General features: G+C 35.4%; 20 protein-coding genes and 1 rRNA gene. 12 read left to right on the top strand and 9 right to left on the bottom strand.

Annotation, left to right across the window (positions count from 1 at the left end; genetic code table 11):
• Positions 1 to 173: 173 nt before the first annotated feature.
• A complete protein-coding gene (locus NBE98_RS05845; RefSeq protein WP_250813536.1) occupies positions 174 to 1,409 on the bottom strand; it encodes an aminopeptidase in 1,236 nt (411 codons plus the stop codon).
• 191 nt (positions 1,410 to 1,600) lie between these two features.
• Between NBE98_RS05845 and NBE98_RS05840 the strand changes: the two genes are divergently transcribed.
• From NBE98_RS05840 to phoU, 8 genes are all read left to right on the top strand, one after another.
• Positions 1,601 to 3,373 (top strand): ABC transporter ATP-binding protein, encoded by a 1,773-nt coding sequence (locus NBE98_RS05840; protein WP_250813535.1) that lies wholly within the window; start codon positions 1,601 to 1,603, stop codon positions 3,371 to 3,373.
• A 48-nt stretch (positions 3,374 to 3,421) separates the two neighbouring features.
• On the top strand, positions 3,422 to 5,149 hold the full coding sequence (locus tag NBE98_RS05835; RefSeq protein WP_250813534.1) for an ABC transporter ATP-binding protein: 1,728 nt from the start codon (positions 3,422 to 3,424) through the stop codon (positions 5,147 to 5,149).
• A gap of 89 nt (positions 5,150 to 5,238) precedes the next feature.
• The gene (rpsA, locus tag NBE98_RS05830; RefSeq protein ID WP_250813533.1) at positions 5,239 to 6,420 is read left to right on the top strand and encodes a 30S ribosomal protein S1; all 1,182 of its coding nucleotides are present in this window, start codon (positions 5,239 to 5,241) and stop codon (positions 6,418 to 6,420) included.
• A 210-nt stretch (positions 6,421 to 6,630) separates the two neighbouring features.
• A complete protein-coding gene (locus NBE98_RS05825) occupies positions 6,631 to 7,512 on the top strand; it encodes a phosphate ABC transporter substrate-binding protein (protein ID WP_250813532.1) in 882 nt (293 codons plus the stop codon).
• Positions 7,513 to 7,522: 10 nt separating this feature from the next.
• Positions 7,523 to 8,425 carry a phosphate ABC transporter permease subunit PstC gene (pstC, locus tag NBE98_RS05820; protein WP_250813531.1) on the top strand — a complete coding sequence of 301 codons (903 nt, stop codon included), beginning with the start codon at positions 7,523 to 7,525 and terminating at the stop codon, positions 8,423 to 8,425.
• On the top strand, positions 8,425 to 9,312 hold the full coding sequence (gene pstA / locus NBE98_RS05815; protein WP_250813529.1) for a phosphate ABC transporter permease PstA: 888 nt from the start codon (positions 8,425 to 8,427) through the stop codon (positions 9,310 to 9,312). The genes pstC and pstA overlap by 1 nt, the downstream gene beginning before the upstream one ends.
• A gap of 11 nt (positions 9,313 to 9,323) precedes the next feature.
• Positions 9,324 to 10,073 carry a phosphate ABC transporter ATP-binding protein PstB gene (pstB, locus tag NBE98_RS05810; RefSeq protein ID WP_250813528.1) on the top strand — a complete coding sequence of 250 codons (750 nt, stop codon included), beginning with the start codon at positions 9,324 to 9,326 and terminating at the stop codon, positions 10,071 to 10,073.
• A 22-nt stretch (positions 10,074 to 10,095) separates the two neighbouring features.
• Positions 10,096 to 10,752 (top strand): phosphate signaling complex protein PhoU, encoded by a 657-nt coding sequence (gene phoU / locus NBE98_RS05805; protein WP_250813525.1) that lies wholly within the window; start codon positions 10,096 to 10,098, stop codon positions 10,750 to 10,752.
• A gap of 233 nt (positions 10,753 to 10,985) precedes the next feature.
• On the opposite strand, the gene NBE98_RS05800 is transcribed toward phoU, so the two are convergent.
• The 5 genes from NBE98_RS05800 to glgB all read right to left on the bottom strand — a co-directional run bounded on the left by NBE98_RS05800 (position 10,986) and on the right by glgB (position 19,167).
• A complete protein-coding gene (locus tag NBE98_RS05800; RefSeq protein ID WP_250813521.1) occupies positions 10,986 to 13,427 on the bottom strand; it encodes a glycogen/starch/alpha-glucan phosphorylase in 2,442 nt (813 codons plus the stop codon).
• An 88-nt stretch (positions 13,428 to 13,515) separates the two neighbouring features.
• Positions 13,516 to 14,946 (bottom strand): glycogen synthase GlgA, encoded by a 1,431-nt coding sequence (gene glgA / locus NBE98_RS05795; protein WP_250813519.1) that lies wholly within the window; start codon positions 14,944 to 14,946, stop codon positions 13,516 to 13,518.
• Between the two features lie 21 nt (positions 14,947 to 14,967).
• Positions 14,968 to 16,083 carry a glucose-1-phosphate adenylyltransferase subunit GlgD gene (gene glgD, locus NBE98_RS05790; RefSeq protein WP_250813517.1) on the bottom strand — a complete coding sequence of 372 codons (1,116 nt, stop codon included), beginning with the start codon at positions 16,081 to 16,083 and terminating at the stop codon, positions 14,968 to 14,970.
• A gap of 24 nt (positions 16,084 to 16,107) precedes the next feature.
• Positions 16,108 to 17,250: a glucose-1-phosphate adenylyltransferase gene (locus NBE98_RS05785; RefSeq protein ID WP_250813513.1), complete on the bottom strand. Its 1,143-nt coding sequence runs from the start codon at positions 17,248 to 17,250 to the stop codon at positions 16,108 to 16,110.
• Positions 17,251 to 17,253: 3 nt separating this feature from the next.
• Positions 17,254 to 19,167 (bottom strand): 1,4-alpha-glucan branching protein GlgB, encoded by a 1,914-nt coding sequence (gene glgB / locus NBE98_RS05780; RefSeq protein WP_250813512.1) that lies wholly within the window; start codon positions 19,165 to 19,167, stop codon positions 17,254 to 17,256.
• 332 nt (positions 19,168 to 19,499) lie between these two features.
• Between glgB and surE the strand changes: the two genes are divergently transcribed.
• The 3 genes from surE (at position 19,500) to NBE98_RS05765 (ending at position 21,291) form a co-directional block, all read left to right on the top strand.
• On the top strand, positions 19,500 to 20,252 hold the full coding sequence (surE, locus tag NBE98_RS05775; RefSeq protein WP_250813510.1) for a 5'/3'-nucleotidase SurE: 753 nt from the start codon (positions 19,500 to 19,502) through the stop codon (positions 20,250 to 20,252).
• Between the two features lie 159 nt (positions 20,253 to 20,411).
• On the top strand, positions 20,412 to 20,573 hold the full coding sequence (gene rd / locus NBE98_RS05770) for a rubredoxin (RefSeq protein ID WP_250813508.1): 162 nt from the start codon (positions 20,412 to 20,414) through the stop codon (positions 20,571 to 20,573).
• Positions 20,574 to 20,679: 106 nt separating this feature from the next.
• The gene (locus NBE98_RS05765; RefSeq protein WP_250813504.1) at positions 20,680 to 21,291 is read left to right on the top strand and encodes a glycerol-3-phosphate acyltransferase; all 612 of its coding nucleotides are present in this window, start codon (positions 20,680 to 20,682) and stop codon (positions 21,289 to 21,291) included.
• Positions 21,292 to 21,320: 29 nt separating this feature from the next.
• Here the strand turns inward: NBE98_RS05765 and NBE98_RS05760 are convergent, their stop codons facing one another.
• The 3 genes from NBE98_RS05760 to NBE98_RS05750 form a co-directional block, all read right to left on the bottom strand.
• The gene (locus tag NBE98_RS05760) at positions 21,321 to 22,256 is read right to left on the bottom strand and encodes a DMT family transporter (RefSeq protein ID WP_250813502.1); all 936 of its coding nucleotides are present in this window, start codon (positions 22,254 to 22,256) and stop codon (positions 21,321 to 21,323) included.
• A gap of 69 nt (positions 22,257 to 22,325) precedes the next feature.
• The gene (locus NBE98_RS05755; RefSeq protein ID WP_250813500.1) at positions 22,326 to 22,802 is read right to left on the bottom strand and encodes a DsrE/DsrF/DrsH-like family protein; all 477 of its coding nucleotides are present in this window, start codon (positions 22,800 to 22,802) and stop codon (positions 22,326 to 22,328) included.
• Between the two features lie 112 nt (positions 22,803 to 22,914).
• Positions 22,915 to 24,246, bottom strand: coding sequence for an aminotransferase class V-fold PLP-dependent enzyme (locus NBE98_RS05750; protein WP_250813498.1), 1,332 nt, complete (start codon positions 24,244 to 24,246; stop codon positions 22,915 to 22,917).
• A gap of 397 nt (positions 24,247 to 24,643) precedes the next feature.
• On the opposite strand from NBE98_RS05750, the gene NBE98_RS05745 reads away from it, so the two are divergent.
• Positions 24,644 to 26,146 (top strand): 16S ribosomal RNA (locus NBE98_RS05745).
• Positions 26,147 to 26,295 lie beyond the last annotated feature (149 nt).

Below are 26,295 nucleotides of genomic sequence, written 5' to 3'. Positions count from 1 at the left end.
CTTGTAGCTCTGCTATAAATTTTGGTCATTGAGTAGTTGTATATTTTTTCAGTGTTTTATTTTCATTGTAACAAGGAGAAATTAGGGAACAGTTAAACAGAAATTAAAATTTGATTAGAAAACTAAAGAAGGAGTTCTATTAAAAACTCCTTCTAAAAAACTTTTTATTAGATTTAAAATACCCAATTGCCATTTCTAAATATTGGCTCTACTTTTCCATCAGCTGTTTCGCCATCAATACTTAAATCTGGTGAACCAACCATGAAATCAACATGAGTTAAACTCATATTAGCTCCATGTTCTATTAGTTCCTCACTGCTCATCTCAGCTCCGCCTTCAAGGTTTGTAGGATAAGCCTTTCCTAAAGCAAAGTGGCAGGACGCATTTTCATCAAACAAGGTGTTGAAGAAAATAATATTGGTATTTGAGATTGGTGAGTCAAATGGAACTAAAGCAACTTCACCTAAGTAATGTGAACCTTCATCAGTTTCGATAAGTTTCTTTAATGTTTCATAGCCTTGCTCTGCTGAGAAATCAACTATCTTTCCATTTTCAAACTTAAGAGTAAAGTTATCTATTAGGTTTCCACTGTAGTTTAATGGTTTTGTACTCTTAACGGTGCCGTTAACTCCATCCTTCTTAGGCATTGTAAATACTTCTTCTGTTGGCATATTAGCTACAAAATATGTACCCTTGCCTTCAACTGTTGAACCCCCGCCTGCCCAAACATGTTTCTCAACAAGTTCTACAGTTAAATCAGTTACAGCAGATTTGTAATGGAGTTTTTTAAATCTCTTTTCATTTAAGTAATCAAGCTTCTTGTTTAGATTGTCAGTATGTTCCTTCCAAGCAGCAACAGGGTCTTCTCTATCAACTCTTGTAGCCTTAAAAATGTTGTCCCAAAGCTTTTCCATGCTTTCTTCTTCGTTTAAGCCAGGGAATACTTTATCAGCCCACTCTTTAGTAGGCACTGCGATTACGCACCATGGAGCCTTATCAGCCATAACATAATTCCTATAGCCCTCTAGCGCTTTTGAAGCAGTCTTATTTGCTGTAGAGATTCTTTCAGGGTCAACTCCTTTAAATAAATCAGGGTTTGAACCTGTTATGCTTATAAAACCTGCTCCGCCCTTAGCCATTTCTTCAAGACCTTCAGCTCTCCACATTGGATATTCTGTAAAAGCTTCATCAGGAGCATTCATGTACTTAATTTTTGCAAGCTGCTCATCAGCCCATTCAACATGAACATTTTTAGCACCAGCTTCATAAGCTTTTTTAGCTGCTGCTCTAACAAATTCAGCAGCTGTAATAGGTGCATTTATTACAAGAGTCTGTCCCTTTTGAATGTTTATGCCTATTCTAACTGCCAAGTCTGCATATTTTTCTAGATTTTTATTAAAATTACTCATAAAATTAACCTCCATTTAGCAATATATATTATTTTATCATTATTCAGAAATTTAATGAAGGTAAATTTTAGCTTTATTTTTTTGGATTTTTAATATGAATACAAACTATTCTTTGCAAGTATAATAAATTGTTAAGCTGTTTTTTTAGGTGTAAAATATATGTGGGGAATTAATTTGAAAGGGGGCTGAAAATGGTTAAGAGATGGATATTCAAAGAATTTTTTAGAGACAATCTATTAAAATACATAATAGGTATAGCAGCGCTTGTATCCTCAAGCTTGCTGCAGCTTACCTTGCCAAAACTTCTAGGTTATATAACAGATAGTTTAAAGGATAAATCACATAGCTATAACACTATAATGTGGCTATCTGCTGGCATGCTTGGCATAGCTGCAATACTTTTCTGCTTAAAGTTCATGTTTAGGTATTTTCTCATGGGAAGAGCTAGAGATCTTGAGTGTTTTTTAAGAGCAAAGCTTTTTTCACATCTTCAAACACTTCCGCCAAAATTCTATAATAATAAAAAAACTGGAGAGCTTATGGCTTACGCAACTAATGACTTGAACGCTATAAGAAGAGCCTTTGCCTTTGGTCTTGTATTCTTGATTGACGGAATAATTATAAATCTAACTTCACTTGTAGTTATGGTGGAAACTATAAATCCAGTTCTTACGATAGCTGCGTTGATTCCCATAGTTATATCCATATTTATAATTTTAACACTTAAAAAAAAGATGAGAGAAAAATTTATAAAAGTTCAAGAAAGTTATTCAAATATATCTGAAAAAATTCAAGAAAACATATCTGGAATTCGCGTAATTAAGTCATACGGTCAAGAGGAAAAAGAAATAGAGAAGCTTACTGAGGCAAGCGAACATAGAAGAAAAATGCAGATGGAGTATACAAGACTTTCGGCAGCCCTCCAGCCAATAGTTCAAATCAGTTTTGGAATAAGCTTTACTTTAAGCCTGGTGCTTGGAAGCACTCTTGTTAAAAGAGGTACCATCACCCTTGGAGATTTTATTGCATTTAACACCTATCTTGGCATTTTAATAACACCAATAAACCATATAGGAAAGCTTGTGGAGGTTTGGCAGAGGGCTTTGGCTTCAATCAAGAGACTTGATGGTATTTTTGAAGTGAAGACGGACATTATTGAGGAGAATTTGAGCTTTGAAGGAAGTGAGTTTAAAGGACAAGTTGAAATTAAAAACTTGAATTTTGCTTATCCAGGAAGCAAAAAAAGAGCCTTAAAGGATATAAGTATAAGCCTTAAGCCAGGAAACACTCTTGGAATTATAGGAACTACGGGAAGCGGGAAAACAACTATAGTAAATCTTTTGCTTAGACTTTTCAAAGTTGAAAGAGGGCATATTTTTATTGATGGTGCGGATATAAATGAAGTACCTATAACAACCTTAAGAGACAGTATCGGCTGCGTGCCTCAGGACAACTTTTTGTTCTCTGCAAGTATTAAAGACAATATAGAATTTTTTAATGAAGACTATACTGATGAAGAAGTTGAAATAGCCTCTAAAATATCAAGTGTATATGAAAACATTGTGGAGTTTCCTGAAGGCTTTGAAACAGTTGTAGGGGAGAGAGGTATTACTTTATCAGGAGGGCAGAAACAAAGGATTTCTATTGCAAGAGCAATAATAAAAGATCCATCCATATTGATTTTGGATGACAGCCTTTCAGCAGTTGATACAAAGACAGAAGAAGAAATACTCGCTAATATTAAATCCATACTAAAGGGTAGGACAGGAATAATAATAGCTCATAGGATTTCAACGATAAGATACGCTGATGAAATAGTAGTTATGGATAAAGGCAGGATAATAGAAAGAGGAAATCATGAGGAGCTTTTAGCTAAAAGCGGGGAATACTACAAGCTCTTTTGTGCACAAACAACTGAAAGCAAACAGAAAGGAATGGAGGTTGAAGCTCTAAAAGGGCTTTAACGGGCAAGTTAAAACTGAACAGTGTTTCCAGTGAAAGGAGATGATAGGATGAGAAAGAGTAGTTTTTTAAGAATTCTAGGCTATTTTAAGCCACACATTCCTTTTTTGTCTTTAGGTCTGATATTTGCACTGCTTGTTAATGCTGCAGAGCTCTTAAGTCCTTATATAACTAAAATTGTAATAGATGAGTATATAATCAAAGGAAACGAAAGTATAAGAATTGAGCTTATGGGGATTTTATATTTGGCCGCTGTAGTAGGGGGTGCAGTATTTAACTTTTCTCAGGTCTACTTGCTTAATTCCGTTGGACAAAAGATAATTCATTTTATAAGAGTAGAGCTTTTTTCACATATTCAGCATATGCCAGCAAGCTTTTTTGATAAGAACTCCTCAGGAAGGATTATGACCAGAGCAACTAACGACGTAGAAGCTTTAAGTGAGCTTTACTCAGGGGTTATAGTGGACTTGTTCAAAGACCTATTTATGATTATGGGAATTGTAGCAGTAATGCTTCAGATGAATTATAAACTCGCTTTAATAAGCTTTATAATTGTTCCAATAATAGTTTTGATAACTTACTTTTATAACAAAAAGGCTAGATGGAATTTTAAAAGAGTAAGAGGACTTATAGCGCAAATAAATGGCTTTCTTGCTGAAAATATATCTGGAATGAAGCTAGTTCAGATATTTAATAGAGAAAAAGAAAAGTATAAGGAGTTTGAAAAATTAAATAATGATTACAATGAGGCCAGTATTTTTGAAGTTGTTCTAATGGCGTTTTTCAAGCCTGGCGCAGAGCTTATCAACTCCTTAAGCATATCTATTTTAATTTGGTACTGTACAAGAGGCGTTCTAAACAGTACCTTAGAGATTGGTGTTTTATATGCATTTATAAATTATGTTAAAAAATTCTTCGATCCAATAAAGGATTTAGCTGATAAGTATAACACTATTCAGTCAGGTATAGTTTCTGCAGAAAGGATATTTGAGCTGTTAGACAACAATGAAGGAATAGAGACTTTAGATGAGGGATTTAAGATAGAAGAACTAAGAGGAGATATAGAATTTAAAAATGTGTGGTTTTCCTACACAGGAGATGAGTGGGTTCTTAAAGATGTAAGCTTTAGTATAAAAGCAGGAGAAACAGCGGCTTTTGTTGGTGCCACAGGCTCTGGGAAATCAACAATAATAAGCCTAATAGGAAGGTTTTATGAAATTCAAAAGGGTAGTATTACAATAGATGGGATTGATATAAAAGATATAAGCTTAAGAACTTTAAGAAGTTTTATTGCAGTTGTCATGCAGGATGTATTTTTATTCTCCGGTGACATAAAGTCTAATATAAGCCTTCAAAATAAAAAGCTATCCTTTGAGGATATAAAAAATGCCGCCGATTATTCTAATGCCAGCGAATTTATTAATAAGCTTCCAAATAAATTTGATGAAGAAGTAAAGGAAAGAGGCTGCACACTATCTTCAGGACAAAGACAGCTTCTAGCTTTTGCACGGGCTATTGCGTTTAAACCTTCAATTTTAGTACTAGATGAGGCTACTTCAAATATAGATACTGAAAACGAAAGAATAATTCAAAAAGCTTTATCAGAAAACTCTATTAGCAGAACTACTTTAATCATAGCCCATAGATTGTCCACTATAATTGATTCCGACAAGATAATTGTAATTCATAAAGGCAGAGTGAGAGAAATTGGAAGACATGACGAACTTCTAGAGAAAAACGGCATATACAAGCGGCTTTATGAGCTCCAATATTCGTAAAGCTTGTATGTTAACATTTTCAGGTTTGTGGTAAAATAATGTTATCTAGTAAAGCACAAGTAAATTTATTGACAAAAGGAGAGAGAAACATGAGCAATTTTGAAGAAGCTTCAATGCAGGAATTGATGGATTCCTTTGATGGAGGTATCAAAACAATACACAGTGGTGATGTTGTTAAAGGAGTTGTTATTTCAGTATCAAAGGATGCTGTATTTGTTAATATTGGCTACATGGCTGACGGAGTAATAACAAGAGAAGAATTCTCACACGACCCTATGGTTAGTCTAAAGGATGAAGTTAAACCTGGGGATGAGCTTTATGTGTACATATTAGAAGTGAATGATGGAGAAGGGAACGTGGCTCTTTCAAAGATAAAGGCAGAAGAGTACAAAGTTTGGGATGAGTTTGAAGAATCTTTAAAGGAAGGAAAAACTATTGATGTAAAAATTAGCGAAGCTGTAAAAGGCGGAGTTACTGCAAATGTTAAAGGTGTAAGGGCCTTTATACCAGGTTCACAGCTATCTTTAAAATATGTTGAGGATTTAAATAGTTTTGTAGGAAAGACTTTAACAGTTAGAGTTGTAGAACTTGATAAGGATAAAAAGAAGGTTGTACTTTCAAGAAAGGGAGTTCTTAAGGCCGAAGCAGAAGCTAAGAAGAATGATGTTTGGGAATCACTTAAAAAAGGTGAAAGAAGAACTGGTACAGTTACAAGACTTGCTAAATTCGGTGCCTTCGTAGACATTGGTGGTGTGGATGGACTTTTACACAACCAAGACCTTTCCTGGAAGAGAATTTTTGATCCATCAGAAATTGTTTCTGTAGGAGATAAGGTTGAGGTTTATGTAATAGATTTTGACAAGGCTAAGGGAAGAATATCTCTAGGACTTAAGGAAGTATCTGAAAATCCATGGAACAGCGTAACAGCTAGATTTAAAGTTAATGACATAGTTGAAGGAATAGTAGTTAGAACCACAGATTTTGGAGCTTTTGTTGAGATTGCCGAAGGTGTAGAAGGACTTGTTAGAAATTCTGAAATAGCAGAAGAAAGAGTTACTAAAGCTTCAGCTGTGCTCAATATTGGAGACAAGGTAAAGGTTAAGGTTCTTGAAATAGATTCAAAAAATCAAAGGCTTGGTCTTAGTGTTAAAGAAGCTAAGAATACTCAAGAAAGAGAAGAAATTAAAGACTTCCTAGGTGATAAATCTGAAGGGGTAACCTTAGGAGATTTGTTAAAGGATAAGTTTAAGAATTTTAAGTTTGAAGAATAAGGCTATAATTTAAAGAGATTACTGATACATACTTCACTTGTATCAGTAATCTCTTTTTTATTTAGATATTCCCCTCAGAATAAAGTATGTTAATTTTAATTAACATTGGGATAATACTGCATTAACTTTGATTAATTATAATCTAAAATGTAAACACTAGATATGATTACATAGAATGGAATGTTTACGATTCGAAGGGGGAAAAAATACATGAAGTTAAAAAAATCTTCAGTAGCTGCAGTTTTTTTATCCATAGTTTTTTCCGCAGGAGTACTTACAGGCTGCGGTAGTGAGCTTAATAAAGAAAGCAGTTCAGAGCTGTCAGGAACTATAACAGCCTCAGGTTCAACGGCATTGCAGCCTCTTGCAGAACAGGTAGCTAATAAATTTGTTGATCAGCATCCTGAGGTTACTATAAATGTCCAAGGTGGAGGAAGTGGAACAGGACTGGCACAGGTGCTTCAAGGTGCAGTTGATATAGGAAATTCAGATATATTTGCGGAAGAAAAACTAAAACCGGAGCAGTCAAAAACTTTAGTAGATCATAAGGTAGCAGTTGTAGGTATTGCAGCAGTTGTTAACAATAAAGTAAACATCGATAACATAAGTAAAGAAAATTTAATTAAAATTTTTACGGGTCAAGTAACAAACTGGAAAGAAGTAGGCGGAAGTGATATGAGAATTCAGTTAATTAACAGACCTAAATCATCAGGAACTAGAGCAACCTTTAAAAAATATGGGCTGGACAATAAGGAGGAAGCTGAAGGATCACAGCTTCAGCAAGATTCCAGCGGAGCAGTAAGAAAAGCCATTGAAGCGACGGATGGCGCCATAAGTTATTTAGCTATACCTTATTTAACAGAAGAGGTTAGAAAAACTATAAAGGTAATAAACCTTGATAATGTGGAGCCTACTAATGAGAATATAGCTAACGGAAATTACCCAATTTGGTCTTATGAGCATATGTACTCGAAAGGACAAGCAACGGGGCTAGCAAAATTATTCTTGGAATATATTGTAAGCGACGAGGCAAAGCCGATTATTAAGTTCATGAAGTATGTACCAATTTCTGAAATGAAGGTTACTAGGTAGGGGGGAAAATATGCAGAATAAAAATTTGATGAGAAGGATTAAGAATGAATATTTAGGTAGAAGTTTTGCAACCTTTTGCGGATTATTTATAATCATACTTACAGCAGCTATAATTTTCTTTGTTGCATCAAAAGGTTTAAACTTGTTCACTAAAGATAAGTATTCAATACTAAGATTCTTATTTTCAAGCAATTGGAAGCCGGATTTAGCTGCAGACAAAGGTGGACCGCAGTTTGGAACCTTAGTTTTTATATTAGGCTCCATATCTGTATCAATTGGTGCAGTTATAATTAGTGCTCCAGTTGGAATAGCTTTGGCAGTTTTCATGAATCAAATTTCTCCAAGGCTTGGGAATAAGGTTTTGCAGCCAGCTATGGAAATATTCGTTGGAGTACCTTCCGTGGTTTATGGTTGGGTAGGAGTAACAGTGCTTGTGCCATTCATAAAAAATAGCTTTGGAGGGCTTGGCTTTAGTCTGCTGGCTGGTATCTTAGTTTTAAGTATCATGATACTACCTACAATAACAAGTATTGCTTCGGATGCAATAAGAACAATTCCAAGGGATTATGTAGAAGCCTCTTATGGTTTGGGTGCTACAAGATGGCAGACTATTAGCAAGGTAATAATACCAGCGTCGAAGAGTGGAATCATGACAGGTGTAGTTCTTGGTATAGCAAGAGCCTTTGGTGAGGCTTTAGCAGTACAGATGGTTATTGGAAATTCCTTAGGGATGGCAAAAGGTTTAACTAGTACCTCAACAACTCTTACAAGCATATTAACAATGGATATGGCTAATACTGTAGCGGGTTCTCAGTGGAATAACGCTCTGTGGTCTATGGCGCTGTTATTAATGATTATATCGTTTTTATTTATACTGTTAATAAGAAGAATTGGAAAGAGGGGTGAGGTATAATGAACGCTAAAGCAAAGGATAGAATTGCTACCATAGTTTTGTATATTATATCCGCTCTTGTTATAGCTTTACTAGTTTCCCTTATAGCGTACATTCTATACAGCGGAAGGAAATCCTTAAATCCAAGCTTCTTGTTTGGCAGCCCAAAGTTTGGTGAAGCAGGAGGTGGAATAGGGCGTCAATTATTCAACTCCTTCTATCTTCTCATAGTAACTCTCATTATAACTATTCCATTAGGATTAGGTGCAGGAATATATCTTGCTGAATATGCTAAGGAAGGTAAACTCCTAAATGCTATAAGGCTTAGCATTGAAACTATGGCTTCGCTTCCATCTATAGTTGTAGGGTTGTTTGGCTTGTTAGTTTTTGTTCAGCTTACAAAGTGGGGATATACACTTTTATCAGGAGCCTTTGCAATAGCTATTTTGAATCTCCCTTCCTTAACAAGAGTTAGTGAAAATGCTATTAGAGAAGCTTCGAAAAAAGTCAAGGAAGCAAGCCTTGGACTTGGAGCAACTCAGTGGCAGACGATAAGAAGAGTGATTTTACCCTCTGCAATACCCCAAATACTTACAGGTATAATACTAGCAGCCGGAAGGATTTTTGGAGAGGCAGCAGCGCTTTTATATACTGCAGGTATGAGCGCTCCAAGATTGAGATTTAATTATATAAGTTTAGTAGATAAAAAGTCACCTTTTAGTTTGTTCAGGCCTTCAGAAACCTTAGCGGTTTATATTTGGAAGATAAATTCAGAAGGAATGGTTCCTGATGCAGCTCAAATAGCTGCAGGAGCAGCAGCGGTTCTAGTAATAATGGTGTTGATTTTTAACCTGCTTGCTAGAATGCTTGGCAAATGGTTATACAACTCTTTCACAGGAAGTAAATAGGGGGAAGCGATATGAGCATAATTGAAACTAAAAATCTTAAATTATACTATGGAAATAATCAAGCCTTAAAAGGAATAAATATTCACATACCAGAAAAATCAGTTACAGCATTTATAGGACCTTCAGGCTGTGGAAAATCTACATTTTTAAGAACACTAAATAGGATGAATGATTTAATAGAAAATGTTAGAATAGAGGGAGAAGTTCTTTACGAAGGTAAGAATATATATAAGGATTATGACGTAATTGAATTAAGAAAAAAGGTAGGAATGGTGTTTCAAAGGCCAAATCCATTTCCAATGTCCATCTATGATAATGTTGCATATGGTCCTAGAATACATGGTGTAACAAATAAGAACAGGCTTGATGAAATAGTGGAAAGCAGCCTAAAAGGTGCAGCACTTTGGGATGAAGTAAAGGATAGATTAAAGAAAAGCGCTTTAGGCATGTCAGGTGGTCAGCAGCAGAGATTGTGTATAGCAAGAGTTCTAGCAGTTGAGCCTAATGTACTTTTAATGGATGAACCTACTTCGGCTCTTGATCCAATTTCTACAGCTAAGGTTGAAGAATTAGTGCATGAACTTAAAGAGAAATATACTGTTGTTATAGTTACACATAATATGCAGCAGGCAGGTAGAATATCAGATAATACAGCGTTCTTCCTAACTGGAGAGTTAGTTGAATACAATAAAACAGAGGATATTTTCTACAAGCCAAGGGATAAGAGAACCGAGGATTATATAACAGGTAGATTTGGTTAAAAAATAGAGGAAGGTGAAAGTAATGACTAGAAACTCCTTTGATACAAATTTACATGAGCTTCACAATGATTTATTAAGAATGGGAAGTGTAGTAGAAAAACAAATATATAAGTGCATTGAAGGCTTAGTAAATCAAAATTGTGATTTGGCAGAGCAGGTAATGAAAGACGATGACATAGTTGACAACATGCAAAAGGATATCGAGAATAAATGCATAAAGCTTATTGCAACGCAGCAGCCTTTAGCTCATGATTTAAGAAACATATTCACTATAATTAAAGTTGTAACGGATCTTGAAAGAATGGCAGACTATGCAGTTGACATAGCGAAAATAACTATAAGGCTTAAAGGCGAAAAATATATAAAGCAGCTAATCGATATTCCTAGAATGGGAGACATAGTTAAAGAAATGATTAACCTTGCCCTTGAGGCTTATGTTCAACGCGACGTTGAGAAGGCATACTCAACCTGCAAGATGGATGATCAAATTGATGGCATATACAGACAGATTTTCAGTGAGCTTTTAGTTCTAATGATGAGTGATTCATCAACTATAAAGCAAGCAACGCAGTTTTTATTCATTTGCAAATTCCTAGAAAGAGCAGCAGACCATATAACAAATGTTTGCGAATGGACTATTTATTTAGTAACTGGCGAACATGTTGATTTGAATGAATAAAAAGAAGGTTAAAGTCATAAATGGAGGAATGACATGTGAGTGTTTCATGTACATTCCTCTTTTACTTGTAATATATAAATATAAAAACAAATAAATAAAACAATATATAAATAAAGCAACATATAAATATGTAGGGTTAATGAGGGTTAACAGCTATTTACCCAATAGATTCCTTTAATATATTAAATGCAGAAAAGACAGCTCATCGGCTGTCTATTCTGCATTTAAGTATGCTAATCCATTTCAGGAAGAAGCTTCAATTCTCTAGTGCCCCAAATATCCTTTGAGTACTGCTTAATAGTATTATCACTGGAGAAAACACCTGAATGAGCTATATTCATTATGCACATTTCATTCCATTTAGTATTATTTCTATACAAGCTGTCAACTCTTTCATGGGCTTTAGCGTAAGCATCAAAATCTTTTAAAACAAAGTACTCATCATTAAACATTAACAGTGACTCATAAATATTTTTGAATTCTGCCCTAGAATGGCTTAGGGTTCCATCTACAAGCTGGGTTATCAGCTTGTTAACTCTCATATCATTATTATAAACATCCCAGGATGAGTAACCGCCGTATTTATTATAACTAATAACTTCATTAGCCTTTAATCCAAAGATAACTATATTGTCCTCGCCAACGGCATCCTTCATTTCAACATTAGCGCCATCAAGTGTAGCTACGGTAACAGCTCCATTCATCATGAACTTCATGTTTCCAGTGCCAGAGGCTTCTTTAGAAGCAGTAGAAATTTGTTCGCTAACATCAGCGCAGGGGATAATTTTTTCAGCAAGGGATACACTGTAATTTTCAAGAAATACAACTTTAAGCTTGTCATTTATACTTGAGTCATTGTTTATCTTCGTTGCAACACTGTTAATAAGTTTTATGGTTTGTTTAGCCAGGTGATAGCTTGGTGAAGCCTTTGCTCCAAAGAAGAAGGTTCTAGGGAGTATATCAAGGCTTGGATTTTCTTTAAGTTTATTATACAAATGCATTATATGAAGTACATTAAGTATTTGCCTTTTATATGCATGAAGCCTTTTAACCTGAACATCAAAAATTGAGTTAGGGTCTATAACTATGCCATACTTATTTTTAATTAAATTCGAAAAATTAGCTTTATTTGCTTTTTTTATAGAAGCAATTTTATTTTGGAAAGCAGGGTCGTACTTATATTTAGCAAGGCTATTTAATTCAATAGGAGCTTTAATCCAAGAACTGCCTATAGTATCGGTAATGAGATTACTAAGCTTTGGGTTACATTTCATAAGCCATCTTCTATGAGTAATTCCATTGGTCTTGTTGTTAAATTTTTCAGGATAGAACTGATAAAAATTTGAAAGCTCTTGATGTTTTAGTATTTCTGTATGAAGTTCTGCAACACCGTTTACTGAGTGGCTTCCAACTATAGCAAGGTGAGCCATCTTTACAAGTCCATCGTTTATGATGGACATGTTATTTATTCTCCCCCATTGACCAGGCCATTTTCTGTTTAAAGCTTCGCAGAAACGCCTATTTATTTCTTCAATAATCATATAAATTCTTGGCAGAAGATTCTTGAACATATCTACTGGCCACTTTTCTAAGGCCTCTGAAAGTATTGTATGGTTTGTATAAGCCATAATATCTGTAGTTATGTGCCAAGCCTCATCCCAAGAAAGCAACTCTTCATCAATTAAAATTCTCATAAGTTCAGCAACAGCTACAGAAGGATGGGTGTCATTGATGTGTACTGCAATATGTTTGTTAAGTTCATTTATTGGAAGACCGGACTTCTTATAGCTTCTTAAAATACTTTGAAGACCTGCGCTCACAAAAAAATATTGTTGCTTAAGTCTTAAAAGCTTTCCTTCCCAGTTACTGTCATCAGGATACAAAACTTGAGATATAGCTTCAACAGAGGCTCTATAGGCTTCGGCTTTAACATAATCTCCGCGGCTAAAGGTGTTAAAGTCAAATTCCCAGGCTATAGGCTCAGCGCTCCAGAGCCTTAAGGTATTTACCATGTTTTTATCATAAGCAACCACTGGAGTATCATAAGGAACGGCTCGAACTGGTTCGTAGTCTTCATGTATAAAGGTCATCCTATTGTTTATATAATCAATTCGTATCTTACCGCCAAAACGTACTTCTATAGCTTTATTCTCTTTTCTAATTTCCCAAACGTTACCGTCTCTAAGCCAGTAGTCAGGAACTTCAACCTGATAGCCATCTATAATCTTTTGTTCAAATAGTCCGTATCTATAGCGTATGCCGCAGCCATGACCAGGAATTCCTGAGGAAGCCATAGAATCTAGAAAACAAGCAGCAAGCCTTCCAAGGCCACCATTTCCAAGACCGGCATCATTTTCAATCTCTTCAAGCTCCTCTAGAGATATTCCAAGTTCAGTAAGACCGTCTTTACAAACCTGCCTAATACCTAAATTTAGAAGATTGCTTCCAAGAAGTCTTCCTATTAAAAACTCCATTGAAAAATAGTAAATCTGTTTTTCTCCGCTTTCTAAATAATATTTATTTGTGTTCACCCAATTTTCAGTAACATAATCTCTAACTAGACCACCTAAAGCAAAATACTTATGAAGCTTAGAAGCCCCTTCTATTTCTTCAGCAAAGCTGTTCATTAATTTTCTTACATAGTCTGATTTAAACTTTTCTTTATCTAAAATCATTTTACCCTCCATTTAAATTAATGTATACGTTTATATACCCTCATTAACACAATAGACAGCAAAATCTGCTGTCTATCAGTTAAAATAATTATAAGAGGGATGCATAAAGATTTTTATATTCTTCTGCTGACTTCCTCCAACTATTGTCTTCCATCATAGCTCTTGTAACAATATTGTTCCAGAGATTTTTGTCTTTATAGAAACTAAGAGCTCTCTTTATAGTAAAAAGCATATCGTGTGCATTATAGTTTGCAAAGGAGAAACCATTCCCCATATTAGTATATTCGTTATAAGCTTGAACTGTGTCTTTTAAACCTCCGGTTTCCCTAATTATTGGAAGGCTTCCATACCTAAGTGCCAATAACTGACCAATTCCACAGGGTTCGAATAGGGAAGGCATAAGAAAGAGGTCGGAAGCTGCATAAATCCTTTTAGCTAAGGTATTGTTAAAGGTTATATTAGCTGAAAGCTTATCTGGGGCAATGGCGGAATAATATCTAAACATGTCTTCATACTTTTGTTCTCCAGTTCCTAGCACTACAAGCTGAAGATCTTGTTGTAAAAGTTCTTCTATTATATGGGATATTAAATCCAGTCCCTTTTGGCTAGCTAGTCTTGTAACCATTCCTATCATAGGAATATTTTCATTAATAGGGAGGTTTAAGCTTTCCTGAAGTTCAGTCTTATTCTTAAGTTTTTCAGCTAAATTATTGTAATCATAATGATAAGATAATTCCTTATCTGAACTAGGATTAAATAATTCGGTATCAATACCATTCACGATACCACATAAATCATTTTCCCTAACTTGAAGCAAACCATGAAGTCCTTCTCCATAAAATGGAGTTTTAATTTCCTCGGAATAGCTTTGACTTACAGTAGTTATTTTGTCAGCAAAATTTAATCCGCCTTTTATAAAGGAAACGCTGTCATAATATTTAAGCTTATCCTCAGAGAAGTATTCCTCACTTAAATTTAATAAATCACCAAGTGTTTCTTTTGGAAATACTCCTTGGTATTGAAGGTTATGTATAGTAAAAATCGTCTGTATACTATTAAAACGGGGGTTATCTTTAAAGTGCTCTTTCATGAGTGGAGCAATCATTCCGCTATGCCAGTCATTCAAATGTATTACATCTGGAGTGAAATCAATCATGTGGTTTACACCCTCAAGCACTGCTCTGCAAAAGAATGAAAAGCGCTCACCATCATCTCCGTACCCATAGGAGCTAGGCCTCTTGAAGTAATATTCATTATCTATAAAGTAAAAAGGTATATTATCGTATTCTAAGTATTGCAATCCGCCGTATTGGTTTCTCCATCCCACTGGAACATTAAAGTTTGAAAGTGTTAGCATTTTACTTTTAAACTCTTCCTTGATGTCAGAGTATTTAGGAATTATAACTCTAACATCAATACCAAGTTTTCTTAGAGCTTTAGGAAGAGCATATGCAACATCACCCAGACCTCCAGTTTTTATAAAAGGATGTGCTTCCGAGGAAACAAATAGTATTTTCATTATTGTCAACTCCTTTTTTAGTTATTCAAAACTCGACTTTTTTTCAATAACCAGTGGAAAATCTAAATCTCCTTTTAGTTCCTTTCCTTCTTCAATAATTATATGTTTGTCTATTATTATGTTCGAAAGCTTTGCTCCACCCTTAATTTCACTATTTTGCATTATAATGCAGTTTTTAATTTCTGCATCCTTATGAATTTTAACTCGTCTAAAGATAATACTGTTTTCAACGTTTCCTTCAATTAGACATCCATTAGCAATTAGAGAGTTAGAAACCTTTGAATCTACTGAGTAATGAGTTGGAGCTTCATCTTGAGATTTTGTGTAGATAAGTCTGTCTTTATTAAAGAACAATTCATTCCTTATTTTCAAATCTAATAAATCCATATTTGTATCGTAATAAGAATTTATTGAGTTTATACAGCTTAGATATCCTTTAAATTCATAAGCTTTTACATATAAGCTATCAAGCTTTTTAAAGATTGCTTCTTTGATTGAGGAATAGTACCCTGTCTTAATACATTCAAGGATTAAACTTACAAGTGTTTTCTTTTTCATTATGAACATTTCCATACATATATTGTTATTATCTTCTGTGCCTATATTTCTTCCGACGCTTAAAACATTGTTGCTTTTATCTAGATTTAGCGCATTGCAGTCTATAAAATTTACTCTTCCATCTGTAATTTTTTTATAGACTACTGTTATATCAGCATCTGAACTTTCATGAAATTCTGCCGCAGCTTTATAATCAATGTTGCAAATCATATTTGAAGAAGACAGTATTGCATACTCTTCCTTGCTTTTATAGAAGTATTCTATGTTGTTTTTCAAGGTCTCTATTTCATTCATATAAATATTTGAATATCCAAAATTGAATATATATAACCCGTTTAATTTTCTTGCTAAATCCCAAGGCTTGCCTGAACCAAGATGATCCATCAAGGAACGAGTTTTTCCATCAGTAAATATTCCTATGTTTGTCATACCTGCGTTAACCATGCTTGAAAGTACAAAGTCAATTATTCTATATCTTCCACCGAAAGGTATGGAAGCTAGAGGTCTGTGTCTTGTAAGTCTCTTCAACAAATCATCATTTTCATTTAGCATTAATACTCCCATGTAGTCTTTTAACATTTTATCACCAAGCCCCCATCCGCATTAAATATTTGTAGTGGCATCAACAACTGAGCCTTCGCTAATAACTATAATGTTACTATTATCTACAACCCTGGTGTTTTCCTCTATTATAACATCACTTCCAATTATTGCCTTATCAACTAAAGCATTAGCCTTAATTTTGGTATTAGGCATTATAACAGAATCTTTAATTTTAACGCCAGCACTAACGTGTACCCCTGAAAACAATACAGAATTAGTAACTTCGCCCAGTATCTCGCAACCATCAGTGATAAGGGAGTTCTTAACAACTCCACTGCTGCCGATATATTGAGGAGGCATTGTGGGGCTGGTAGAATATATTTTCCAATTTCTATCATGTATATTAAGCTCGTTATTTTCATCTAATAGATCCATATTTGCCTGCCATAGGCTTTCTATAGTACCAACGTCCTTCCAATAGCCTTTGAAAGGATAAGCAAACATTCTCTTGCCTTTCTTAAGCATATTAGGTATTATATTTTTTCCAAAGTCATTGTCTGAATTTTCATCAGCTTCGTCAATTATTAAGAAGTGCCTTAGCACACTCCAATTAAACATATAAACCCCCATAGAAGCAAGCTGGCTTTTAGGGTGTTTTGGCTTTTCTTCAAACTCATAGATTTCATAATTTTCTCTAGTATTCATAATACCAAAACGACTTGCTTCTTCCAGTGAAACTTCAATTACGGCTATTGTAGCATCTGCATTATTCTCTTTATGAAAATCCAGTAGTTGAGAATAGTCCATTTTATATATGTGGTCTCCTGAAAGTATAAGCACATATTCAGGATCGTATTTATCTATGAAATTTATATTTTGATATATGGCATTGGCTGTACCTTTGTACCAGTCTCCGCCGGTTTCTCTCATGTAAGGAGGCAATATATTTACCCCGCCGTTATTTCTATCTAAGTCCCAGGGAGTACCTATACCAATGTGTGAGTTTAAAGCAAATGGCCTATACTGTGTTAAAACACCAACAGTATCTATTCCTGAGTTAGAGCAGTTGCTTAAAGGAAAGTCGATTATTTTGTACTTGCCTCCAAAAGGTACAGCAGGTTTAGCTATTTCTTTAGTAAGCACTCCAAGCCTGCTTCCTTGTCCACCTGCTAGTATCATCGCTATCATTTCTTTTTTCTGCATTCTTCATTCCCCCTTTTTATTGTCCAATTTGTAATTAAATTCAGGTTTTATAAAAATAGTCGCCAAAGGCGGTATTGTTATTTCTATATGGTAGGGCTGATTATGCCAATTTTCTAATTCAGGCTTAATCATACCTTTGTTTAATTGGTTTGACCCACCATAACATTCTTTATCACTATTAAAAACTTCCTTATAATGAATGAAGTTTGGAACCCCAATCTTATAGTTATGATAAACTACTGGTGTAAAATTACAAATTACAATAATAAAATCATCTTTTTTAGTCCCAATTCGCATAAAAGATATTATGCTTTGATCGTAGTTTTGATGATCTATCCATTGAAAACCCTTATAGCTATGGTCAACTTCCCATAAAGAAGAATGTTCTTTATAGAAGGAATTTAATTCTTTAACACAGGTATGAATAGCTGTATGCATTGGATAATCTAGCAAATGCCAATCTAATTGTTCATAAAATCTCCATTCAATAAACTGACCCAATTCTCCACCCATGAATAAAAGTTTCTTGCCAGGGTGAGCCATCATATACCCATAGAATAATCTGAGGTTTGCAAACTTCTGCCAGTAGTCACCGGGCATTTTGTCTAGAAGAGAACTTTTGCCGTGTACAACTTCATCGTGAGAAAGTGGAAGGATAAAATTCTCTGAAAAAGCATACATAAAAGAAAAGGTTATAAGATTATGATGCCATTTTCTATGTATAGGATCCATCTGCATATACTTTAGCATGTCATTCATCCAACCCATGTTCCACTTATAGTTAAAGCCTACACCTCCTAAGTAGGTTGGTGTTGTAATACCTGGAAAGGTACTTGAATCCTCTGCTATCATAAGTACATTAGGAAAATCTTTAAAAACATTAGAATTTAGCTTTTTAAGAAAGTCTATCGCCTCTAAATTCTCATTACCACCGAATTTATTTTGTATGTTCATTCCTTCTTTTTTTCCATAGTTAAGATAAATCATGTTTGCAACTGCATCTACCCTTAGCCCATCGATATGATATCTGTCAAACCAGAAAAGGGCATTAGCAGTTAAATATCTTCTAACTTGAGATTTGCTTAAGTCAAAATTAGCAGTACCCCAATCATAATTTTCAGCTATATCAGGATTTCCATTTTCATAGAGGGTTGTTCCATCAAATCTATAAAGACCATGTGCATCCTTGCAGAAGTGACCAGGAACCCAATCCAGTATAACTCCTATATTATTTTGATGAAGCTTATCCACAAAAAACATAAAGTCTTCAGGGGTACCATATCTGCTGGTTAGTGCGTAATATCCTGTGCTTTGATAACCCCAAGAAGCATCAAGAGGATGTTCTGAAACTGGAAGCAGTTCTATGTGGGTGTAGCCCATATCAGATATGTAAAGTAAGAGTTCCTCGGCAATATCCCTATAATTTAAAAATGTACCGTCTTTCATTCTCCATGAGCCGAGATGAACTTCGTATATATTAAGCGGCTTGTCATATAGAGAGGTATGACTTCTTTTTTGCAGCCATTCTGAGTCGCTCCAAGCATAATCATCCAATGAAGTTACTATGGATGCGGTGTTAGGCCTAAGTTCCGAATAGAAGGCATAGGGATCTGACTTAAGAGTTAGTGTGTCTTCTCTAGTCAAAATTTCATATTTGTAGATGGTTCCGAGTTTTAAACCAGGAATAAAAAGAGTCCATATACCAAGCTTTTTAGTTTTTTTCATTGAATGCTCTTTGCCAGACCAGTTATTGAAATCTCCAACTACTTGTACTGACTTTGCATTAGGCGCCCAAAGTGTAAATCTTATACCTTTTACTCCGCTAATAATAGCTTCATGACTTCCAAATATATCGTAGCTTTTAATTTTAAGTATATTTTTAAGATTAAGTTTTATTGTCTTTTTCAGCTTATGCATAGATACACTTCCTTTAGTTTTATATGAGAAAAGGCAGAACTATATTTGTTCTGCCTATTTTAAATTGAATGATCAATGCTGTAATATTGCAATAATAAGTGGAAGAAAAAGTATAAATATATAGTACATTTTTTCGAATTAAACGTCAATAAGCAATATATTTTGAATAGTATCAAAGAATTTGAATGTTGTGTAAAATAACCTAAAAAAACAAGATATCTATTCTAGATTTGTTGAAAAATGAAGAAATAATACATGGTTTTTTCATATTTATTATTGTAAAATACATATAATAAAAATTAAGAATGCTATGAGAAGGAGGAAAAGAGACAATGAAGGTACTTATAACCAATGACGATGGAATTAATGCAAAAGGTATATATGTTTTAGCAAAAGAAATTGAAAAGGAACATGAGGTTATTATTGCCGCGCCAGATAATCAAAGAAGTGCTTGTGGACATTCTATAACCTTAACAAGGCCGCTTATTATTAAAGAGGTGAAGCTTGAAGGTGTAGAATCTAAGGCTTATAGCGTGGACGGAACTCCAGCAGATTGCGTAAGAGTTGCAGTAGATAAGCTGGTAGATGGAAAAGTAGATATAGTTATATCTGGGATAAACAAGGGGGTAAATCTAGGTACGGATGTTATATATTCAGGAACTGTTTCTGCAGCTATAGAAGCTGCTATATACAAAACACCATCTATAGCAATTTCTTCTGAATTTAAAGATGAAAAGGAAAACTACGAAATTGCTGCTAAGACTGTATTAAGTGTTTTGAAAAAACTTCAGGTAAAAAAAATCAAAAAAGATGTTGTTTTGAATATAAACGTTCCTCTTGCTAAAGAAAAGGATATTAAGGGGATGAAGATATGCAAAATAGGAAGTAGAACTTATAACAACTGCTTTATAGAAAGTAAAGATGCAGAAGGGAATATAGTTTATGAAATAATCGGCACGGTAAATGATGCTTTTGATGTAGATACCGATGTAGACTACTTTAAGCAAGGATACATTACCCTAACGCCGCTTCATTATGACCTAACCAACTTTAACATTATAAAAGAAGCTGAAAGCTGGATATAATAATCTGATATTAGGAATAATAAGATTATATGTAAGGATATAATATAATCGATACAATAATTTAACATTTATATTTTATATAAAACTTTACATTTCATATGTTAGTTGATAAAATATAATTAATATTAATAAGTAATTAATTTTAGGAGGAATGAAACTATGAAAAAGTACGTATGTATAGCTTGTGGATATATATATGATCCAGAAATAGGCGATCCAGACAATGGTGTTGATGCAGGAACAGTTTGGGAAGATGTTCCTGAGGATTGGGTTTGCCCACTTTGTGGAGTAGGTAAGGATCAATTTGAAGAAGTTGAATAATAACTTTGAAAAAACAGCCTTGTAAAAGAGGCTGCTTTTTTTATGTCATAAACAGTGCATCCTATGATATAATATATTAAATACTGTAATATGGAGGATGTATTACATGGGGGTTTTAGATATAATAATCACCATTTCCATTGGATATATGCTAGGATGTTTTCAAACAGCGTATATAATTGGACGAGTTGTTAAGAAGATTGATATAAGAACACAAGGTAGTCAAAATGCTGGTGCCTCAAATGTAACTATGGTATTGGGATGGAAGTTTGGGGCTATTACTGCTTTTGCTGATATTTTTAAGGCGGCTTTGGCTGTAATACTGGTGGGAATTATCTTTCCTAACTCAAAGGAATTAGTTTTTATTGCAGGTGCTTCTACCGTACTAGGTCATATATTCCCTTTCTTTTTGAGGTTTAGAGGAGGGAAGGGAGCTGCTTCTCTTATAGGGATGCTGCTTGCCATAGATATAAAGATAGCTGCTATAGCAATTTTAACCATAGTAATAATAACTATAGCTATAGACTATATAGCATTAGGATCAATTGGAATGTTTTCAGCCTTGCCAATAACAACCTATGCATTTAACTATCCTATGATATGCACAATAATTGGTATTGGTCTTGCTTTTCTTTGTATATATAAACATATGATAAACATCAGAAGGATAATGAACAAGGAAGAGTCAGGGCTTAGAAAGGTAGTGAAAAACAAATAATAAAGATGACTTTTTTAAGCCATCTTTTATTATGCTTCATGAGTTGTAGTATCTACAACTCTTTTTATTTCGTAATTATTTGTTCCCCACACACCAACTATTATAAGTATTGATCCAACAATATGATAGTAGTAGAAGGGCTCCTTCAGGATTACTACACCTGCAATTATAGACACTATAGTAGCTAGATTTGAAACTACTGCTGACTTTGAAGCCTCAAGCTTTGAAAGTGTGAAATTTATGAGGAAATATGCAACTATAGAAGACAATATTCCTAAGTACCCTATAGATATTAAGAAATTTGCATTTTTTAGTGGTGCAAAGTAGCTCAATAAACTACCGGTCGAAATATGGTTTATTATAGATATAGCGTTGAAAAATACAGCTCCTAAAAACATCATGGAATATGTTAATTCCATGGGTGTAAAGTCTGAAGAAAGCTTTCTTGATATAATAGTGAAGAAAGCTGCCGACATTACAGCTCCTAATAAAAGAATAATTCCAAACAAATTTCCTCCAGTTGAGCTTGAACTTCCCATAACACCTATAAGCGCAACTCCAAGTACAGACATTATTATAAATATCAGCTGGACTGCTGAAGGTTTTTCTTTTAGGAAATAAGCAGACAGTATGACTACACCAATAGGGATTAGGGCTATCATAAGTCCTGCAATGGAAGAAGAAGAGTATTTAATTCCATAGGTCTCAAAAATGAAGTATATTATTGGTTCCATAAGGCCTAAGAGAAATAAACCTTTCAAGTTTTTCCCTGTGTAATCTACCTTAATAAGTTTTAAAACTATAAGTGAAGACATTATTAAAAAAGCGATTAAGAATCTAAAAGATAAAAGTTCAAAAATTCCTGCAGAATTTAAAGCCATCTTGGAAAATAAAAAACTTAAGCCAAAGATTGTTGCTGCACCTATACCAGAAAGAACTGGCAGCATATTATGTTTTTTTTTCATGAGAACCTCCACCAAATTTAATCTATGATAATTCTATAATAAATAAGGTGGTAATGCAATTGGAACTGATTAGATAAATAGCTGCATGTCTGATTCTAAGGCATCTTTAAGGTATTCTTTTGCATCTATTATTTCGAGTTCAGGTATAAGTTCTTCATTTTTAAAGCCCATCACGTCAACAGACAGTTTACAGCCGTAGAATTTAACTCCTTTCTTTCTTGCACCCTTTAGAAAATCGGTGAGTTCAGGGGCATCTTCTTCCTTCATCATAGCCTTAAGCATCTCTTTGCCTATACCACTAAAATTCATTTTAGACAGTGGAAGTTCTTCAGGACCTTTAGGTGTCATCATTCCAAACATTTTTTCATAAATGCTTTTGTCATCAGAAATTGATGTTTCTGGGTTTCTTACTAAAAGGAGCCCCCAAAAGGCAAAAAACATAGTAACATCTGCACCTAATTCTTTTGCTGAATTAGCAATTATTAAGGCTGCAAGCGCTTTATCATACTCGCCACTGAATACTAAAAGATTAATTTTTTTATTCATAAGTATTCCTCCTGCTGCTAATTGGTTTTATAAAAATCTCATCTTAGTTTGAGCATAATAAAAAGTTTTATACAAAACAAAAATGCCATCCTTAAAAGGATAGGCATTAAGTTCAAGGCTTAGCGTATTTGCGCTCAAGTCGTTTATAATCTTTTACTATATATTCTAAAGCGCTGATAAGATAGTCTATTTCATTTGTATCATTATATAAGCCAAAGCTTAAGCGTATCATTCCTGGTCGTTTATCCTTTGGAAGTTGTGAATAATTTGCTACTTGTTCATCAGTAATGTTTAAAAGTTTTTGCACATAGGGTTGGGCGCAAAAACAACCTGTTCTAACTCCTATTCCTGCTTCTCCAGATAGTATTTTGGCTACTGTATTATGATGTAACTTCTTAATATTAAATGGAACAATACCTACTCTGTTTCTAAAGCTTCTATTAGTTCCATATAGTTCAATATCTTTTATTGACATTAACCTGTTTGTTGCGTATTGGGCTAGTTTTTTTTCATACATATCTATATTGTGCATACCTAAGGATTTTAATGTTCTTATAGCAGCTGCGAGAGCTACAACTCCCATAACGTTTGGGGTTCCGGCTTCCTCTTTTTCAGGAGGATCACTCCAATATACATAGTCATGGGTGACAGTATCAACAGTTCCTCCACCTTTATAGTCTGGTTCTCCATATCTAAAATTATCTTTCGGTCCTATAAGAACCCCAACTCCGAATGGAGCATACATCTTGTGCCCTGAAAACACAAGATAATCAATGTGTTCTATAGAATTTACAGGCTTCATATCGATAGGTACATGTGGAGCGAGCTGTGCGCCATCAACTAACAATTTAGAATTATACTTATGAGCAAGAGTAGCTACCTCATGAATAGGATTAATAAAGCCTGTGACGTTAGAAGCGCCTGATACTGTAACTAGCTTTACTAGACCATTGTAATGAATTAGTTTTTGTTCTAAATCTTCTAAAGATAATCCACCATATTTATCTAGTTTAATATAATCTACCTTATACTTTCCTCTCCATGGAAGGTCATTAGAGTGGTGTTCCATATCTGTTGAAAGAATAACACATTTTCCTTCGCCGTTGCAGAGTCTAAAACTGAGTTTATTAATGCCTTCAGTAGTGTTTTTCACATAAATAACTGTATCGTTATTAGGGTCTGCATTTACGAAATCTAAAACTAACTTCCTTGAATTTTCATATACATTAGAAGAAACTTGAGACTTATACCCATCCCCTCTGTGTATTGAGGAATACCAAGGTGAAAATTTATTTATATCGGAAAGTACTGATATAAAAGGCGGAGTAGTAGCAGCATTATCAAAGTTAACATAAGGAACACTTCTGCCTCCAAGTATAGGGACTTCAGTATCCACTCCTACTACTAAGTTTCTGTATGGTGATTTCTGATATTCATAGTTCATTTACTTCACCTGCACACTTCTATTTTGTATTAGTATATGACAGGCTTACTATGTTGTGATTTTAACAATGATTTTTAAATTAATGAGCTTCTAAAGACTTCGTTAAATAGCTAATAAAAAGTAGTTTATAAATACAGTAAAGTATGTGCCCTGCCAGATACTTGTTTTATAAATTATTTCATCGACGCTGAGATTACATTTGGGATTAATTTACTTGCAAAAAAATCGTTGACAAAGAAAAAAAGAAATGATAATATTAAGAAGTTGTCGGATGACGGCGAACAAATTGGTCTTTGAAAATTAAACAGAGAATATAAAGGTAAATGACCAGCGATTCTTTTGAAGTTGAAAAACTTCTAAAAATAAGTAAGCGATGAGCTTAAAAGATTCAAACTTTTAAATTGAGAGTTTGATCCTGGCTCAGGACGAACGCTGGCGGCGTGCCTAACACATGCAAGTCGAGCGGGGAACTTCGGTTCCCAGCGGCGGACGGGTGAGTAACACGTGGGTAACCTGCCTTGTAGAGGGGGATAGCCTTCCGAAAGGAAGATTAATACCGCATAACATACATGCTTCGCATGAAGAATGTATCAAAGGAGCAATCCGCTACAAGATGGACCCGCGGCGCATTAGCTAGTTGGTGAGGTAACGGCTCACCAAGGCGACGATGCGTAGCCGGCCTGAGAGGGTGAACGGCCACATTGGAACTGAGACACGGTCCAGACTCCTACGGGAGGCAGCAGTGGGGAATATTGCACAATGGGCGAAAGCCTGATGCAGCAACGCCGCGTGAGTGAAGAAGGCCTTCGGGTTGTAAAGCTCTGTCTTCTGGGACGATAATGACGGTACCAGAGGAGGAAGCCACGGCTAACTACGTGCCAGCAGCCGCGGTAATACGTAGGTGGCAAGCGTTGTCCGGATTTACTGGGCGTAAAGGATGCGTAGGCGGATGCTTAAGTCAGATGTGAAAATCCCGAGCTTAACTTGGGAACTGCATTTGAAACTGGGTATCTAGAGTGCGGGAGAGGAAAGTGGAATTCCTAGTGTAGCGGTGAAATGCGTAGAGATTAGGAAGAACACCAGTGGCGAAGGCGACTTTCTGGACCGTAACTGACGCTGAGGCATGAAAGCGTGGGGAGCAAACAGGATTAGATACCCTGGTAGTCCACGCCGTAAACGATGAATACTAGGTGTGGGGGTTATCATGACCTCCGTGCCGCAGTTAACACAATAAGTATTCCGCCTGGGGAGTACGATCGCAAGATTAAAACTCAAAGGAATTGACGGGGGCCCGCACAAGCAGCGGAGCATGTGGTTTAATTCGAAGCAACGCGAAGAACCTTACCTAGACTTGACATCTCCTGAATTACCGGTAATGCGGGAAGCCCTTCGGGGCAGGAAGACAGGTGGTGCATGGTTGTCGTCAGCTCGTGTCGTGAGATGTTGGGTTAAGTCCCGCAACGAGCGCAACCCTTGTCGTTAGTTGCTACCATTAAGTTGAGCACTCTAGCGAGACTGCCGCGGTTAACGCGGAGGAAGGTGGGGATGACGTCAAATCATCATGCCCCTTATGTCTAGGGCTACACACGTGCTACAATGGTCGGTACAATGAGACGCAATACCGCGAGGTGGAGCAAAACTTATAAAACCGATCCCAGTTCGGATTGCAGGCTGCAACTCGCCTGCATGAAGCCGGAGTTGCTAGTAATCGCGAATCAGAATGTCGCGGTGAATACGTTCCCGGGCCTTGTACACACCGCCCGTCACACCATGAGAGTTGCCAACACCCGAAGTCCGTGAGCTAACCGTATGGAGGCAGCGGCCGAAGGTGGGGGTAGCGATTGGGGTGAAGTCGTAACAAGGTAGCCGTAGGAGAACCTGCGGCTGGATCACCTCCTTTCTATGGAGAAATCCAGATTGTTCAATGAACAACTGGTAGCTGGAAATCCTTAAATCTCTGTTTAATTTTGAGAGACCAATGGTCGAAAGACTGTAGGTAAATCTCAATTGTTCTTTGAAAATTGCACAGATTAAACAATTAAAATTGTT

This window comes from Clostridium swellfunianum (genome assembly GCF_023656515.1).
GTDB classification, from domain to species: Bacteria; Bacillota; Clostridia; order Clostridiales; family Clostridiaceae; genus Clostridium_AT; species Clostridium_AT swellfunianum.
This window is presented reverse-complemented; position numbering and strand designations above follow the sequence as displayed.

Bases quoted from the DNA above. Each gene is read 5' to 3' on its own strand.
- NBE98_RS05845 (WP_250813536.1), bottom strand. From the start codon at position 1,409: ATGAGTAATTTTAATAAAAATCTAGAAAAATATGCAGACTTGGCAGTT.
- NBE98_RS05840 (WP_250813535.1), top strand. From the start codon at position 1,601: ATGGTTAAGAGATGGATATTCAAAGAATTTTTTAGAGACAATCTATTA.
- NBE98_RS05835 (WP_250813534.1), top strand. From the start codon at position 3,422: ATGAGAAAGAGTAGTTTTTTAAGAATTCTAGGCTATTTTAAGCCACAC.
- rpsA (WP_250813533.1), top strand. From the start codon at position 5,239: ATGAGCAATTTTGAAGAAGCTTCAATGCAGGAATTGATGGATTCCTTT.
- NBE98_RS05825 (WP_250813532.1), top strand. From the start codon at position 6,631: ATGAAGTTAAAAAAATCTTCAGTAGCTGCAGTTTTTTTATCCATAGTT.
- pstC (WP_250813531.1), top strand. From the start codon at position 7,523: ATGCAGAATAAAAATTTGATGAGAAGGATTAAGAATGAATATTTAGGT.
- pstA (WP_250813529.1), top strand. From the start codon at position 8,425: ATGAACGCTAAAGCAAAGGATAGAATTGCTACCATAGTTTTGTATATT.
- pstB (WP_250813528.1), top strand. From the start codon at position 9,324: ATGAGCATAATTGAAACTAAAAATCTTAAATTATACTATGGAAATAAT.
- phoU (WP_250813525.1), top strand. From the start codon at position 10,096: ATGACTAGAAACTCCTTTGATACAAATTTACATGAGCTTCACAATGAT.
- NBE98_RS05800 (WP_250813521.1), bottom strand. From the start codon at position 13,427: ATGATTTTAGATAAAGAAAAGTTTAAATCAGACTATGTAAGAAAATTA.
- glgA (WP_250813519.1), bottom strand. From the start codon at position 14,946: ATGAAAATACTATTTGTTTCCTCGGAAGCACATCCTTTTATAAAAACT.
- glgD (WP_250813517.1), bottom strand. From the start codon at position 16,083: ATGTTAAAAGACTACATGGGAGTATTAATGCTAAATGAAAATGATGAT.
- NBE98_RS05785 (WP_250813513.1), bottom strand. From the start codon at position 17,250: ATGCAGAAAAAAGAAATGATAGCGATGATACTAGCAGGTGGACAAGGA.
- glgB (WP_250813512.1), bottom strand. From the start codon at position 19,167: ATGCATAAGCTGAAAAAGACAATAAAACTTAATCTTAAAAATATACTT.
- surE (WP_250813510.1), top strand. From the start codon at position 19,500: ATGAAGGTACTTATAACCAATGACGATGGAATTAATGCAAAAGGTATA.
- rd (WP_250813508.1), top strand. From the start codon at position 20,412: ATGAAAAAGTACGTATGTATAGCTTGTGGATATATATATGATCCAGAA.
- NBE98_RS05765 (WP_250813504.1), top strand. From the start codon at position 20,680: ATGGGGGTTTTAGATATAATAATCACCATTTCCATTGGATATATGCTA.
- NBE98_RS05760 (WP_250813502.1), bottom strand. From the start codon at position 22,256: ATGAAAAAAAAACATAATATGCTGCCAGTTCTTTCTGGTATAGGTGCA.
- NBE98_RS05755 (WP_250813500.1), bottom strand. From the start codon at position 22,802: ATGAATAAAAAAATTAATCTTTTAGTATTCAGTGGCGAGTATGATAAA.
- NBE98_RS05750 (WP_250813498.1), bottom strand. From the start codon at position 24,246: ATGAACTATGAATATCAGAAATCACCATACAGAAACTTAGTAGTAGGA.